The sequence below is a fragment of the Chlamydia crocodili genome (assembly GCF_018343815.1).
Lineage (GTDB): Bacteria > Chlamydiota > Chlamydiia > Chlamydiales > Chlamydiaceae > Chlamydia > Chlamydia crocodili.
This window is the reverse complement of record NZ_CP060791.1, coordinates 900,494-916,557: the sequence shown is the minus strand read 5'-3', so window position 1 is coordinate 916,557 and position 16,064 is coordinate 900,494. Positions and strand designations below refer to the sequence as shown.

Sequence of the window (16,064 nt, the reverse complement as noted above, 5' to 3'; positions counted from 1 at the left end):
GATCTCCTAAAGCAATGAAAATAACGGTGGAGCTTCTTCAGAAAGCAATTTAGCAATCATAGAAGAGTCAAAGCCATAACGAGAACGTAATTTTATTTTATACTGGCTCTCTATTGTTTCAGCATAGCTCATAAATAATGTTTGCTTAATCTGCGTCTCCATTTCTTCTAAAGACTGCATTGCCATTGCAGATTTATCAAGAAGCACATAAAGCTTGTATCCAGATTTATGTGCTTTAGGCTGACTACAAATAGTTATAGGATACTCTACACTAGATAATTCTGTTTTATGAGCATCAGAAAGCTCTTTATCATTACGCATAAACTCTTCGGAACAGACAAACTGTCCTCCTTGAGAAAGAGCGAGAGCAGATAAACGCTCTTTATTCCAACTTTTTGTTTCATTTAGCCGTGCACATATCTTATCAGCGATCTGACTTGATAATGATTCTGTAGCCGCTTTAATTGTGACTACACGGTATTTCCATACTGTAGTCTTCGCTGCTTCCTGAGCTAATTGATTGTAGTGTTCGCGAATTTTTCCTGGGGTAACTTTTAACATAACTTTAGAGCGTACCATCATCCCCATTACTCTCTGAGCAATCAATGTACGATTTACTACATTGAATATATCCTCGGGAGTCATATCGAAATGTACGTAAAAATAAGACAAATCTCTACCGAACATCGCTTCAATTTCTTGATTCACAGTGGTAGGATCTACATAAATTTTTTTAGCCTTAGCATCAGCAACCATCAAAAACTCATCAATCACGGACTCTAAGACCACCGGCCACATCGCCGTGTAATATTGTGAACGTGCAGGATAAGAATCTATGAGCTGAGGATAAGAGGAAGCAAAAAGAAGATTTAACTTTTGGATAACATCTAAAGTAGTGACGACATTCTCTTCATCAATTTTAAATAGCACACGATCGTGAATAGCAATTCCTGCAGGATCTTCAGGAACTTTTTCCGAAAGATTTTGATACTCGCGTTGCGTAGGAAGAGGACCCTCGTGTCCCAATAAAAATCCCGGCGAACAAACCAAACCCACCAAAGAGAAAACGCCTAGTGTTTTGTTCTTCATGATTTGCTACTCCCTAATGGTTGACGTGTCTAGGGATTAACTATAAGAAATTAACCAAATTTTGACCACTTCGAGAAAAATCTTCATGCGAAATATATGGAACACAAAGAGTTATTTTGAATTTAGATAAGTGCGAAACTCTTCAATATTAGAAAATTTCCTTCCCATTCCTGATTCTAAAAGATAAATAACTGTGGATGTTTGTCCTTCCTTAGGGATTAGACAGTGTTCATATTCAGGAAGAATCTCTTCTAGAGATTCGCGATCTTTTGCACTCATCCAAACAACAGAAACCTGAGGAAGGAATAACCGTGCAAAGCAAGATAAGACAGCTTCACGATCTTGATCATTAGCTAAAGAAATAAGAATTTTTTGATGATTACGGGAAAAATACGCCTGTGCGGCTAATAAATTTCCCAAAGAAGAAAACTTATGCGTATGCCATCGAGCTTGGGCAATCTGTAAAATATCTTCAGCATAGGTAAGATAATGCTTCTTTTCTGTGAGCATATGCAATTTTATCAATGCTTGGCAAACAAGAGCGTTTCCGGATATTGTCTCTCCATCAGAGAGATTCTCCTGTTTTAAAAGTAGAGCAGCATCCCTACCATCTGTGGTGTAAAATCCCCCACTTTCTGAACGGAAAGACAGGATAACCTCTTTCATAAGATCTTCAGCAAGTAGCAACCATTGTGCACCACAGCCTGTCTCATAAAGGGCAAGAGCTCCTAAAATCACTCCTGCGTAATCTTCCAAACCTCCGGAATATTTAGCATCACCATCGCGCCATCGACGCATTAAGGTGGAATGCTTATATAAATTCTTACAGATAAACTCTCCACATTTCTTCGCTATATCTATATAGGAAGAATCTCCAAGGATTCTCCCTGCGTATGCTAGCGTATAGAGCATCCAGCCGTTTTGAAACGTTAAAGATTGATCATCTTTAAAAGGACGCGCTTTAGTATCTCTATGGAGGCGTAATTTTTCTTTTAGCCTATCGATAACTTCGTGAAATTCTTCAACACTACAGCCGTATTTATCTGCAATTTCTTCAATATCGATATGAGAAGGGATATGTAAGATATTCCTCCCATTACAGAAGCCTTCTCTAGAAATCCCATAATATTCACAAAACAGCTCAGCGTTTTCTCCGAGCACCTCGCGAACTTCCTCTCCTGACCAGGTAGCATATCTCCCTTCAGAAGCTCCCCAATGTTCTCCATGTTCTGAGGTATAAAAAGCTCCCACTTCAGGATTATAAAGCTCAGAAAGAATATAGCGTAAGGTTTGCTTAGCAATTGAGATATATTCAGGTTTTTTAAGACATATGCCCGCATCAAGATAATCAATCACTAAGAAGGCATTATCAATAAGGCGTTTTTCGAAACAGGGAATTAACCACTTATCATCTATAGTATAACAGTAAAATCCCCCACCTAAATGATCGAAAATCCCTCCTTTAGCCATCATATCCAAAGAACGATCTACAAAGAATAAACTTCTGTTATCCTGATATTCCACACCATAGCGTAAGAAAAACTGACTTAATAATGCGGGCGGGGTTTTTGGAAATGCCTTCACTCCTCCATAATGAGGATCAACATCCTTGTATAGTGCCTCTACTGTCTTACGCAGAGTCTCCTCTTCTAACATCTCTTTTCTTGAACATCTTTCTATAAATGAAGCGATTTCAAGGATTTTGTGTGCTTGATGAACAAGAATCTCGCGTTCCTCTGGATCCTGCCACATCAAATTCAGCTTCTCTATCGTTTGTGAAAACGAAGGCACTCCTAATTTTATCTCAGATCCCAAGTAATTCGCTGAGAAAAATGGCAATAGATCAGGAGTTAAAAATACATTCAGAGGCCAAGAAGAAGAATTTTGATGCTCCTCAGAAATAGAAAGCATTTGCGCAAGATCAAAATAAAGGTTAGCCACATGAGGAAGCTCCTCTTTATCTACTTTTACATTAATAAAATGCTCATTTAGCATTGCAGCAACTTCAGGATTCTCGAAACTCTCCTGAAGCATCACCTGACACCATCGTGAGTGTGCACAACCAATGGAAAGGAAAATTGGCTTATCTTGTTCTATAGCGAGATCAAAAGCCTCGCCACCCCATGGATACCAATTCACCGGCGTATGAGCATAAAGAAGCAAATACGGAGATTTTTCACTGATAAGTCTGTTCGTATATAGCGGCTGCGACATGATAAAATAAAAAACCAAAAATCTATAATTCATTTTAAATCAAAAAATCTACTTTTAATATGGTTTTTATACGTTTAATTTATTAAATCGCTTATCTATAAACCCATAATTCTAATTAATTTTATTTTATATTCTCCATATAAATAAAAGAGATTCCTATCTCGTTTATTTTCAACAAACTGCCTTAAGAATCTGTTTTAAGATATAGAAATACAAAAATACAAAAAGATAGCCTGACGATCTTGTTTTTAGTACTTTAGGGGGTATAGAGAAAATTATCGTTGAGCTTGATTTCCTAGCAAGGAATGCCTACACTAGTATGTTCACGGAAGAGTGGCAGAGTGGTCGAATGCATCTGATTCGAAATCAGAAGTTCTCTTACAGGAACCGGGGGTTCGAATCCCTTCTCTTCCGTTTTCTATTTTTTAAATGATTAAAAATTAAGGAAAAGTCTCTAGACTTTGTGTCTTAGAAGGCTTTTCCTTAATTTCTTAAGACTTTATCCTTGGCCCTCAGGACCAATCACATAGGTAAGCAAAGATTGAAAATACTTATCGGAAAGTTGGTTGTGGAACTGTAGCCATTGTAGATTCGCAATATCTGATTTATATCCTTTTATACGTTTTACAGCTGGGCTGTAGTGCATACCTATGAAATAGACATTAGCTTGTTTACAAGCCGCCTCTGCAGAGATTAAGTTGTCTTTATTTGCATCTAAATAGATCACTTGCTGTGGCAGTGTCTCTAAAGTTGCAAATAGAGTAGAAAGAACCTCTTCCATGGTAATTCCGTTAATAAGGCCTCCTGTGAAGAGTACCTGATCTTCTATGAACATAGCATGTTGAGGTCTTCCAAATGTTTTTAGATGTTGCATCCATCCGTCACTACGAGCGGGTAAGCATGATGAAAACCCCAACCCTAAAGAAACCGCAGAACGGAGAAAATGGTTTGCCATGGGTATCGGCAATTGGGAAACTCCCATTACCCAGGCTTCAGAGAGTGATAAAGCAGCTATAGCCTTAGGAACTTCGGGATGAATAAGCTCATAGTCTGTAGCGAAAGACACAGCAATTTTCTCGCCAAAAGCTTTCTCCATAGGATCACAATCCGATTCTTCTTTTTTCAAATTTTCCAGACGTTCTTGAAACCATGCTGTTGTCCCTAACATTTGTTTAGGAAATACGATAGTTTCATCTAATGCTAGTAAAACCAAAGAACCTTTTTTTGCGTATTTATTGATAGCTTGTACGTCAGAAACTTTGATGATACTTGCGTCTAGGGAAAATACGGAAAAGAAAAACGTGATAAAAAACACTACCTTCATAGCAACGCTCTCAAAGAAAAAAATCATCTCATTGTACGGAGCATCTCTTTAGGAGGAAATATCTTTTTATATAAAATCGCCCCTAAAATTTTTATCTATTGAATAAAAATTAAAAGGGCCCCAAGCATCCTCTCAGGGGGACAGAGAGGACACTAAAGGCTTGTTTCAAGTAAATGATGTTAACTCTTTTGATTAAGAGAATCTAGAGATAATTGTGCGATAGCATCTGAGATAACTGTCAACGCCTGTTCTTCTTGAATCTCTACGGCTGCTGAATACGGATATACATAAGAAAATAGAGTTTCCGCAGCAGGATAATACACTATACCAAAAAATGTGATTCCAAAATCAACACACTCTCTGCCTAAAGATTTTATCTCTTCAGGATTATCACTCAAAAATACAATATTTTTTGGTATTTTATTCTCATAAATAAATAATTGCTTCATAGCTTCTGATATCTCTGAAGCTCCACAAAACAAGATTCCCTTCTGCACTAACGCAGAATCACTACACTTCGTTTTCGTTCCCAAGAAAAAATCCTCGGTAGGGAATGCTCGAGAATGTATTTCCAGACCGCAGTCTTTAAGATTTTTTAAGGTTGAAGAAACTCCTTCGATTCCTAATAAAGAAATCCCTAATACAGAACATTGACATTCTGAAAGTATACGGGAAAACTGATCAATAACATTAGCTTCTAAACATTCTTTGCTTGTTAGTGTATCTATAATAATCTGCTCTTCATTGACTCGCTTTTTTGCTTGGAAAAAATCTCCATAACGTTTGGATAGCTTAGTCAACCTATTTTGATACCAACCTGGGGAACCTATATACTTATGTTGAATCACGCTATCTACATTAATACAAAATAACGTTTCCTCACTGCTTTTTTCTAAATGTGCAAAAATATCGCCAAAAGAATACGCCATTGTCATCGCCACAGGCTTTTTCTTTGCAGCTTCAGCTGTAGTCAACATGCCTAAGGTAATAACTGTAACCACAGCACACTTAGGAAGATATTTCAGCAATCTCATTACGATTTACCGCATCCTGGTTATAATAAGGGGAAAAGTCATAGGAATTTTTTGAAATAAAATCAACTAAAAAAAATTTTTATCTAAAGAAAATCTTCTCCTATTCACAACCTAGTTTCAACCATTTTTTCTTCCGTTCTCAAAATACAAATTCTACAGAAAAATTTTCACTTCCCCTCTCCACAACCAAATCAAAGTGTAAAGTATTTTTTTGAAAAATATAGATTTTAAAAAAATTATTTGATAATACTTCTCCCCACTTAAAGTGCTGAGGGTCAGAAACAAGAGATTTTTAGAGATAGGAAATTTCTACGAACTCTTCCCCATGAGTGCTTAAAAAAACAAAAAGGTTCGTTTTTAGTTGTGAATTCAAAAGACAGATTTTGGCTGTTTTTCCTTATGTATTTAGAAAGCTAGCTATGCGTAAGAAATACATCACGGGTGCACAGCTTTGAACAACTTTTAAAAGAGGTGATAATATGTGCTTTCCTGGTTTCCCCAATATTCCTGGTTTTTCATTCACTTTTCAGAGAACAACTGAAAATGAAACTGATGAAAATCAACCTGGTACGAGTAATCAATCCGTGCCGTTAGTTACACAACAACCAACTTCCACGCAATCAAAAAGCAAAACAAAAACAGAAGTAAAAATTTCTTTCGGTGGTGGTAATAATGAAGAAAATGAAGAAGGCGGAGTCGAGGGTACCGCCGCGCAAATTCAAACAATAGTAGAGACAACGCAACACATCATTCATAACCCTCAAGTACAAAAAGGCTGTATGGTCTGTTACGATCACTGCAGTGGTCCATGCATTGATCGTTGTGGATGGTTTGGAAGTTGGTTTTGTGCCTGCTTTAAAGCATGCTGTATTTTAGAAACGCCTATGGATACCAATATTCCTGATATTATGAGAGACATGGATAAGCGATATGGTCCCTTAAGCTTAGCTATGGCTGTACAACATTTAGGTTGGGACGTTCCTGATATGGTGAAACGCGGACATGATGTATCGACGGAAGATGAAAAAAATTTAGAAGATGAATGTAAAAAAGCTAAAAAACAACTTACAGGAAGTTTTAATCAACTTTCTCAACAATGTTTCTATGATAAATCTGTAGATATTCTCGATGATGAAAACCTAGAACACGTTTTACCTACTTTACTTAAAATTATAGGAGATCAAGCTTGGAAAGATCCTAAACATAAACCTAATCCTCCAAAATGCTGGGTTTTAGAACCTGCAGCAAAAACTGATTCAACATCACCCACTTCGGTTCCACTCCAGTTAGATTTGCGTAGACCTTCATTATTCCCTCAATCAGAAATAAATGAAAACTATGATCGAGCCACGGCTACAAAATATGATAAGAAAAAAATGACAAAGTGCCTAGCGAATCTTGATGTACTATCACTTGAAACTGGAGCTGTGGGAACACTAGGAGCAAAGGAAGCTCATCTAGTTATTACAATATTTGAACTCTTTCTCTGTTTAGTTGCTGGTGAACATTCCCCTCTAGTACTCAGTGGTGGCTGTGTCTGCTACGATATAAACAAATTTATCAAACTCTTGATGTTAATTTTGCTTTGCTGCGGTTATGTCCCTGTGGATAAAGATGGGGATACCGTCGTAAAACATGATGATGATACTGATCCATTTGTAAAAATATATAAACGATCTCTATGTAGTTATACCCAAAAACAACAGGCAACTGCACCTGCAACAACCGAAAAGCCACTTGGAGCTGTTGGTGGCGCTATAACACATCAACCAATAGCTTTCCCTCTAGGAACATCGAGAAGTTCTCATATTTCTGTAAGAACAATTGTGTCCACGACTTCAACAACGAGTACAGATGGATCTAGCCGATCACAGAGAAGAACACTTCAACGTCAACATAGCATACATAACCCTGTCGATGATTATCAACCCGGGGATGATGATGATTGGCTAAAGAAAATGATTGATGGTAATGATGATGACGATGATGATGATACCGATATTTTCCAACAGAGAATGCTCATCGGCAGCTCTAATGGTCTAAAGGATATATTTGCTGCCATGCAAAAATTTAACAACGGCATATAGCCTCTCTTTATCAAACTTGTTTAAGTGGTTTCTTGAAATGAGAGACCACTTGAATTCAAAAAAATTTTATATACTTAAAATAATTTCTTGAATAATATGTGCGCACCTAAATGCTTGTTAGCACAGAAAATGAGGATAATCCACGCTTTGGTTTCTTAAAAATTTTCTACAAACTTAGCAATGTATACTCCCTAATTTCATAAGGGTGACGAACTCTTATGAACCCTCTTCAAGACGACTTTAAAAGTGCATAAAGCCATTTAGCATGGGATTAAGAATCATCGATAGTATGAGGATTCTTAGTAAAAAACATTGTTATTTATGGAGTAAATTATGTGCTGCCCTGGGATTAACATGAGCTGCCGCTCAAATCAAGATGCCTACACAGAAGAAACAGTTTCTTTAAATGGGATTACAAAACAACCTGGATCCTCTTCAGAATTTAATTTAAAATTTGGTGATCCTTCATTATTAGATACAATCCGAGCTGCTGGAAATCTTGTTTCAGATGCTTTAAATTCTGAGAGAATTCAACGTACAAGCCAGTTCTGTCAAGATTCTTGCCGACCCTGGTGTGCTGATAATTGTTGGAGTCCTTTCCTATGCTTTTTCGATTGCCTTTGCACTTGTATGATCACCCCTGATGATCAAGTGGGATCTGAAGAAAAATATGACGATTTATTTGGATTCATACAAAATCAAAGAGATGAATTTGGTCCTATTTGCGTTGGTGTCGCAATGAAAAATGGGCCTTGGGATATCTTTAAACTATTAGCAGAGGGTCTTACTTTATCCGCAGAACAGAAATACCAATTCTCTGAGAAATGTAGAGAAGCAAAAGACCAGTTAGGAATATGCTTAAAAGGTGGATCTCAACAAGAACTCTTTAAAGTAGCTAATAACGCACATCAACTCCCCTCGAAAGGATCTACAGAAATAGAAAACGTGAGAAAGTCTTTAGAAGAGTCTATTGATGGCGCTTCTATCCCTTCTATTCCTACATGTTTGATTCTTTATCCTTCTGAAGTTAATGAAGGAGCTTCTAATGATCAAAGATCAGGTTACAATCTTAATATCCAAAGATTGCAGCATCAGCTTAGCCAATTAGAAGTTTTAGATTTAAATTCTGAAGATACTGGTTTCTTAGGATTTCAATCTCGAGCTGTTGTAAATGTTTTACAACTCACTTTGAACAAATATGTAGACGAGGCAAAAAATACTTTTGATTCTCCAGGATTTGGCTTAAATATTGAAGAGGCAAAATACCGTACTTTGCTTCTTCTTTCCCTACTATCTTTAGGATTTGTTCCTTTGGGTGCAGAGCAAGAGCAGCCTACATGCTTAGAGCAACTTCAAAATACAAGTAAGGAACTGCGCACAAAAGATAAAACTGCTCCGAAATCCCCAAGACTCGATACACGATTCTTTGGAACGGAAGTACGAGTCAATGCTGGAGCAACTCTTCCTCTACCTAAGTATGGACAAAGAGTTATTCTCAACGGACGTTTACCTGCAAGTGCTGCTGGAGCATCGTGCGTCGATGGAGTAACACCAGGAGCCAAAAATGGTGCTGAGCTTTGGGATCCTACAAATCCTAAATCTCAAGAAGCCCTCTTGAAAACGGCTAAAAGCATCACAGCTATGACTTCAAGTCTATTTCTAAGATAATTATCAACACACGATTTAGAGGCGGCTTCCTCCGCCTCTTCGATCCAACAAGCCCTTCAACTTATACAGATATTCAATAATCTTGACTATGTGAAAATCTATGAATTTTCACACGACTCTGATCCTTGTATCTATCTTTACAACCCTATTGCTCATCTCACAGATTTTCAATGCCTTATCGAAAAAACTCCTAGCCAAAAAAAATCGCATTTTGAGATTATTTTTTATTTTTTAATCACAAAATACAGGCCATGAACATCTTATGCCCTGTCTTTTACTATAATTTCGGAGAAGAGCTATGTGCTGTCCCATTGGGTGTGGTTGTAAATTTACTGTACAAGAAGGTCACCATTCTGGCCAGCAAGAAAACCAACCATTACAGAATCCTATAACTACACAGCCTGGAGGGAAAGCATCTTTAGAGATTAAGCTCGGTGATGGCAATGATATACTAGACAAAATAAAATGTGCAGGACAGATAGTATCTTCAGTATTAAATGCTGCTAGTACACAACGTGGTGCTGGATATTGTAGGGAACATTGTGGGCCCTGGTGTGATAGCCACTGCCCGAATTGGCTATCTCATTGTTTCCAATGTTTATGCACTTGTATTATAAATCCCAGTGATTCTCAAAGAGCAAATCAAGATCTTTCAAAATTCCTATCAGATATGAAAGACAAGCACGGCACTATTGTTTTAGGGATGGGAATGCAACACAATGGAATAGATTTCCCCTATCTTATGTCTGAAGGGAAAACTTTAAATCAGGATCAAAAAAACAATTTCGATAAACAATGTTCAGAAATAAAAGAGAATCTGAAAAAGCTCTTAATGGGTGGTCTTCAAAAAGAGTTATTCGACACCGCTAATGATTCTAAAAAACTCCCAAAAATAAATGAAAACGACACGATCATGACAAAAAGAGGTTATGGCGATGTCATGAGTGGAATACATCATACACCTCCGTCTATTTGGATTCTCTATGATAATGATGAGAACTCTAAAGATGATTCTAAAGGAGCTGCTGGGGGTTCACAGATTCATTATACTAAGCAGTTAGACTGGACAAAACTCCGTCACCAATTAAATCATCTTAGCGTAGTACAATTAGATAGTGGTGAGAAATTTCCTCTAGGAGGGAAAGAAGGGAAAAAAGCCATAGAGGTATTGCGAAATACCTTGTATTGGCTAACTCAAGGAGCATCATGCTTTGAAAAAGGAGAAACGGGCTACGGTCTCACGATTACTTCTGATAAACTATTGAAATTAATCCTTCTTTCTCTTCTATCATTAGGATACTGCCCTACAGATAAAAAGGGCAAGGTTCCTGGTATAACATATGCGGACTTAGAGAGAATTTCAAAATTCTTACGAGAAAACAGAAATCATAATGAGCATCTATTTGGACCAGGCGACCCTAACGATCCATATGACGATACTGAGGTTGATGGTCAACATCAATCAAGCGGCTCCTCATCTTCGACAGATACGGGAAATAATCAAGATGATGACGATTGGTTCTCCAACAAGCATCAAGACGACCTACTCAAGCTTTCTGGAGGAGTAAATAGCTTAGCCGGAATCCTTGGATAAGGAGTTCAAGACAGATTAAAATAGATAAATAAAATAGGCAAAGTTTTGCCTATTTTATATTTTACAATAAGATTTCTCATTATTCTAGAAAATAGATAGTAGGGATCCCAGCCACCAAATTACAATACCGCTTGTTACGATAAGTCCTGCCCACCAAAGATTTGACCAACTACGAATAGCTTTTTCTGGAGAGTTTCTTCCCCCCATAGATTCTAAATCTAAAAGCATTTCCATATTATGTTCTGAAAACTCTTTAAAGATTTTCATAACATAAGGATGGTCTTGAAGAATACGCTCGCTATCTAATCCTAAATAGGCTGCGTATTTCTTTATAAATCCTTGAGCATAAATTGGAGAAATGAGCTTGCCTAAATAGCCATTTTCTATAGCTTCTAAGCATGAATAACGTATAGATGTTGCTGCTTCCACATCTTTTAAGGATAAGGATTGTTCTTCACGTTTCGTGCGAAATATCTCTCCTAAATGTAAAAGCTCTTTATGAATTTGTTCCGCCATAGAGATTCCTTTGCAGGCACCTTAAATAAAAACCTCTAAATATTTTTAGAGGTTTCCTAATTCTCATTTATAGAAAATGAGAAACTCTCCCCTGTTTTAAGATCCTGCCCACTTGCAGGAATATACAGGATTAACGTTTAATTTGTACTTCGAAATCCGCATATACACTATATATCCTTGTGCTATGTATAGCATAACGATAAATATGCCTAGTAAAACATAAGGATAGGAATTTCTATCCTTGGTACGCCAAGATAATTTGACGCTTTCTTTTTATGTCCACACCGTTTGTTACCCAACTATCTCCTTCTTTACACGGCTTACTCAAAGATCGTCTTGAGGAAAAAGGTTTTACTTTAACACAACCTCAATATACGATTTTTCAAGCACGTTCTCCATCAGTAAGCTGCACTCTTTATACTTCAGGGAAACTTGTTGTACAAGGAAAGGGATCTCAAGAATTTATCGAGTTTTTCCTAGAACCTGAAATCTTACTGACCTTTACCCATAACCGTATAGAAGAAGATCTTCGTCCTCGTATAGGTGTAGATGAATCAGGAAAAGGAGATTTTTTCGGTCCTTTATGCATTGCAGGAGTTTATGCTCATGATGAAGACACGCTAAAGAATCTCTATAAGACAAAAATTCAAGATTCAAAAATGCTCAATGATACACAAATTGTATCATTAGCAAAAACTATTCGTGCGTGCTGTAGCTATGATGTCATGATTCTTTACCCTGAAAAATATAATCAGCTCTATGGGAAGTTTCATAATCTCAATATCCTTTTAGCTTGGGCACATGCTACAGTTATTGATAATCTAGCTCCACACCCCTCGGGCGAAGTGTTTGCTATTTCCGATCAATTTGCATCTTCAGAAAGCGTTTTACTCAATGCTTTGAAAAAGAAAAATACCGATATCTCGGTAATTCAGAAAGTACGCGCAGAACAAGATATCATTGTCGCTGCTGCATCTATACTCGCTCGAGAAGCTTTTGTCACTACAATGACAAAGTTAGAACAACGCTTTTCTATTAAGCTTCCGAAAGGCGCTTCAGCACAGGTAAAGACTGCTGGAAAATCTATCCTCAAAACACATGGAAAAGATGTTTTATCTCTTGTTTGCAAGACACATTTTAAAACGTTTGATGAAATTTGTGACTCTACAACCTCTTAAAAACATAGTGTGGAAAGAACGGCGATTGCTATTGAAATAAAAAATACGCTCATCATTAACTCCTGTGAAAATAAGTAGTAATCTATCCTATGAAAGTATAGTCTAACTTTTATTAAGATAGATCAAAATAGCTAAGACTCATTTCCAAAAACCGGGATAGTATCTCTTCCTCTTCACAAGATATTCTAAGAGATATTTCCTGCAGGAGCTGTAAATAGAGATATGTTGAAGTTGTTATTTCATGTGATGACTCTTGCTGGTCATCTACTCTCCACACCCATCTACATTGTTCATGATGCCTGCGGCGTTGATAAAGAAGCTCGTGATGCCTGTCCCAGGCCACGTCCTTTTTCTCTACAAACGCAATATTTACAAGTAGAAAGTGCTGACTTTAAAAAACTCTCCAATCAATCTCTTGGCTATCGCCAATTTGATGCAACTTTCCTTTGTACTCTTCCCCTAACTCCACAATCGGGAATACTATTTTCTACAGGTTATGTAGGGGCAAATATTCTTTGGGATAATACTCAACCCGTACCTGGGGATCCAAATTCTCTAGGATACTATACTTTCCAAGACAAGTCATATTATAGCTATATTTTGCTATCTGCAGGTGCCTACACACTATCCTTAAGAAATTGGCAATGGTCTGTGGTTCTTTCTAGCCTTATCGATCCAGAAAATATGGAAGCAGGCTACGGGCTATATCAAGCAGTACTTTCTGGAAAATATCAAGCTACGCAACAACTTTCTGTGATTTTTGGTGTAATCAATGAAACAGGCTTGCACCAAGAAAAGGCCTGGCCTTTACTAGGTGCCACCTACAAACCTAATGATAAACTCACGATCAACTGCATCTATCCAGTGAACTTCTCCATAGAATATAACTGCACCTCTGTTTGTGATTTTGGAGCCGCCTATCGCCTAACGCGGTTACGAAAGAAACTTCATTCCAACGATCTTGCTTCTTCGGAAGGTATTTTTGAATACCAAGGCCGTGAAATTGAAGGTAATGTAAGACTCTGCCCTTGGCCAGGAAGCTTTATTAAGCTCTTTTATGGATGGTCTATCGGCAGTGACATTTCTCTAGCAGATAGTCACAATAACAACGTGACAAACCATCCTTTTAAATCTTCTGCCTTCTTTGGTGGATCTGCTGTACTTTCTTTCTGAAGAAAAATAAAAAAAATCTTATGCAGTTATATTGTGTATAATTAGTTTTAGTTAGAATTTAGATTGTACTAAATTTTACAACTATCTAAACTTTTTGCATTCTAATGTATAAGTTCATTTTTAGGTTAAAATGAATTGTCGTGAAGTTTGTAAAAAAAGCTCACAAATTTATTTCGATTGCACATTTCCTGAGAGGGTCCTTGCACGTCGCTGTCAAAATAAAGCACAGCAATATCCGAAAACGGCAATGGCTATTGAGGTAGTGGCATCTGTTATTCTTGGGACAATTAAAATTATTACCTTCCCTTTAGCCACATTCTCGGCTTTAGGATTGATTCCTTTTACCTGCGCATTAAAAGCAATTTCTACAAGAAGTTGCAAACATGCTCTTCCTTATCTGGCAGCATGGTTCATCAGCCTTTTGGTCTCTGCTCTTATTATTGGTGCTATTTTTGGCTTAGTTATGGTCGCTCCCGAGGTCGTCTTCTTTATGATCGGTGTCTGCGGAGCTGTAGGCGCCAGCGCTACGCTTTTAAATATCCATAGGGAATTATTTTCTTTAAGATCTTTACAAATCGAAGAGATTAAAACATCCACGACTTCAGAAGAAACTTCATCTTCCTCCTCATCATCTCTGGACCTCTCTCATCCTAGCCGGAAAGGTTCTTCCGAAGTTACGAACCACAACGTGGAAGCTACTTTAGAAAACGGAAATTCCTAATTTTTTTACTGCTTCCATCCCTACTCTTTCTTGGAAAATCGTTACCTAATGTTTCAATAAACATTAGGGTCTTTACCAAAAATTAACATAATTAAAAAAACAAAACTATCACAACTAAACAACAACAACTTTTATAATATAATTAAGTGGTTATGAAATAACGGTTTTAAAAAAGTTATATTCATATCTAAAACAATATAAAAAAACAGAGCTACGTGCATGAGTAATCCTATAGATCCTTTAGGGCAATCACACCGACCGGTTCCTAAAAGTCAGATACCCACGCCACATACGGGCATCGGAAGTCGTATTCGTACTTCTTCCACAGGATTTTTCGGAAGACTTCTCTCTCTCCCCGATCGCAACCCCAAGATGCGCTATGTGTTCGATATTGGGATTATCGCGATTGCTGTTATTTCCATTATTGGTATTCTTGTTGCCTCTCAGGGACAAGGTCTTTTGTTATTTGGGTTAATCCCCGGGTTTATTTTTGGTGCCCTAGGAGTGACTATGCTCATTTCTGATGTTGCCAATACACCAAGATCTCAGAAAATCGCCGACACTATTACTGCTGTTCTCTTACCATTCATTCTTTTGGGAATAGCTTCAGCATTAATTGCTTCAGCATACTTTACAGCTGGAGGAAGTACCCTTATTCTTGCTAACCCGCAATTCCTTATGGGCTTCATGACCATAGGATTGGCTTTAGTCTCATTGAGCAAGGTCACATTCCAGCATTTTAAAACTGAAGCTTTGATTAAAGCTCAGCAAAAGGTTATTGAAGTTTCCGAGCAATCAATAACCCCAACTACACCTTCCGAAAAAGATGTGAAGCGTGTTTCTCAAGAGAGAAGAAGAGATCATGCTGCAGATGCTAGACGTGAGCGCGAAGATCAAGAAACCCGCACGCATACACGTCAGCGACATATCTCTAGAAGCTCGCAGGGAGTGCTTCAACATAGATCGAGAAACCAAATAGAAGTTGAACAAGCTGATCCCGATTATCTATCTTCGGGTGATGAATTTTCCCCTCAAGCACAAGATGACTTTTCTTTTTTACATGATACCTATAACCCATTCTCATCCGTATATCAACCTCCTCAATCTCTAGAAGATTCCTCCTCTGCCATACAAAATGTCCCTTTAGGTCAACCTGTCTCTGGAGACACTACTACAACAGGCCCCGTCACCTCAACACCTCGTAGAGTATCTCGCATAGGAGCTGCAGGATCATCACGATCTAGAAATAGAAATGAGGATGAAGAAAGACAAGAAAGAGATCAAAGTCAAGGTGATGATGAATCTTCAGATCTAGAGAATTCCGATTCACAACGTAAACAAAGTAGAAAAAAGAAAAGAAAGAAAAGCTAGGTTTCTAAAATTTTTCTAATTAAGGATAAAATAAAAAGGCTCTCTTGATGTTTTTCAACCTCAAAAGAGCCATTTTTCCCTTAGATACTCAACAG

The 16,064-nt window shown here is 37.5% G+C and carries 12 protein-coding genes and 1 tRNA gene; 8 read left to right on the top strand and 5 right to left on the bottom strand.

The annotated features are described in order from the left end of the window. Positions 1-6: 6 nt before the first annotated feature. The gene (locus tag H9Q19_RS03995; RefSeq protein ID WP_213240528.1) at positions 7-1,089 is read right to left on the bottom strand and encodes a hypothetical protein; all 1,083 of its coding nucleotides are present in this window, start codon (positions 1,087-1,089) and stop codon (positions 7-9) included. A 111-nt stretch (positions 1,090-1,200) separates the two neighbouring features. Continuing rightward, positions 1,201-3,303, bottom strand: coding sequence for a thioredoxin domain-containing protein (locus H9Q19_RS03990; RefSeq protein WP_213240525.1), 2,103 nt, complete (start codon positions 3,301-3,303; stop codon positions 1,201-1,203). Between the two features lie 327 nt (positions 3,304-3,630). Between H9Q19_RS03990 and H9Q19_RS03985 the strand changes: the two genes are divergently transcribed. Next, positions 3,631-3,717 (top strand) — tRNA-Ser (locus H9Q19_RS03985). Between the two features lie 85 nt (positions 3,718-3,802). On the opposite strand, the gene H9Q19_RS03980 is transcribed toward H9Q19_RS03985, so the two are convergent. Then, on the bottom strand, positions 3,803-4,627 hold the full coding sequence (locus tag H9Q19_RS03980) for a DUF2608 domain-containing protein (protein ID WP_213240523.1): 825 nt from the start codon (positions 4,625-4,627) through the stop codon (positions 3,803-3,805). A gap of 179 nt (positions 4,628-4,806) precedes the next feature. Beyond that, on the bottom strand, positions 4,807-5,661 hold the full coding sequence (locus tag H9Q19_RS03975) for a DUF2608 domain-containing protein (RefSeq protein WP_213240521.1): 855 nt from the start codon (positions 5,659-5,661) through the stop codon (positions 4,807-4,809). A gap of 479 nt (positions 5,662-6,140) precedes the next feature. Between H9Q19_RS03975 and H9Q19_RS03970 the strand changes: the two genes are divergently transcribed. The 3 genes from H9Q19_RS03970 (at position 6,141) to H9Q19_RS03960 (ending at position 11,010) form a co-directional block, all read left to right on the top strand. Beyond that, complete coding sequence (locus H9Q19_RS03970; protein ID WP_213240519.1) at positions 6,141-7,748, top strand: hypothetical protein; 1,608 nt, start codon at positions 6,141-6,143, stop codon at positions 7,746-7,748. 333 nt (positions 7,749-8,081) lie between these two features. Then, positions 8,082-9,416 carry a hypothetical protein gene (locus H9Q19_RS03965; RefSeq protein WP_213240517.1) on the top strand — a complete coding sequence of 445 codons (1,335 nt, stop codon included), beginning with the start codon at positions 8,082-8,084 and terminating at the stop codon, positions 9,414-9,416. A 298-nt stretch (positions 9,417-9,714) separates the two neighbouring features. Beyond that, complete coding sequence (locus H9Q19_RS03960) at positions 9,715-11,010, top strand: hypothetical protein (protein WP_213240514.1); 1,296 nt, start codon at positions 9,715-9,717, stop codon at positions 11,008-11,010. A gap of 84 nt (positions 11,011-11,094) precedes the next feature. Here H9Q19_RS03960 and H9Q19_RS03955 read toward each other — a convergent pair whose 3' ends face one another. Beyond that, positions 11,095-11,526 (bottom strand): helix-turn-helix domain-containing protein, encoded by a 432-nt coding sequence (locus H9Q19_RS03955; protein ID WP_213240512.1) that lies wholly within the window; start codon positions 11,524-11,526, stop codon positions 11,095-11,097. A gap of 275 nt (positions 11,527-11,801) precedes the next feature. Between H9Q19_RS03955 and rnhC the strand changes: the two genes are divergently transcribed. From rnhC to H9Q19_RS03935, 4 genes are all read left to right on the top strand, one after another. Then, complete coding sequence (gene rnhC / locus H9Q19_RS03950; protein WP_213240510.1) at positions 11,802-12,704, top strand: ribonuclease HIII; 903 nt, start codon at positions 11,802-11,804, stop codon at positions 12,702-12,704. A gap of 222 nt (positions 12,705-12,926) precedes the next feature. Further along, on the top strand, positions 12,927-13,877 hold the full coding sequence (locus tag H9Q19_RS03945) for a hypothetical protein (RefSeq protein ID WP_213240508.1): 951 nt from the start codon (positions 12,927-12,929) through the stop codon (positions 13,875-13,877). A 130-nt stretch (positions 13,878-14,007) separates the two neighbouring features. Then, complete coding sequence (locus tag H9Q19_RS03940) at positions 14,008-14,598, top strand: DUF5422 family protein (RefSeq protein ID WP_213240506.1); 591 nt, start codon at positions 14,008-14,010, stop codon at positions 14,596-14,598. A 219-nt stretch (positions 14,599-14,817) separates the two neighbouring features. Beyond that, positions 14,818-15,969: an IncV family inclusion membrane protein gene (locus tag H9Q19_RS03935; RefSeq protein ID WP_213240504.1), complete on the top strand. Its 1,152-nt coding sequence runs from the start codon at positions 14,818-14,820 to the stop codon at positions 15,967-15,969. Positions 15,970-16,064 lie beyond the last annotated feature (95 nt).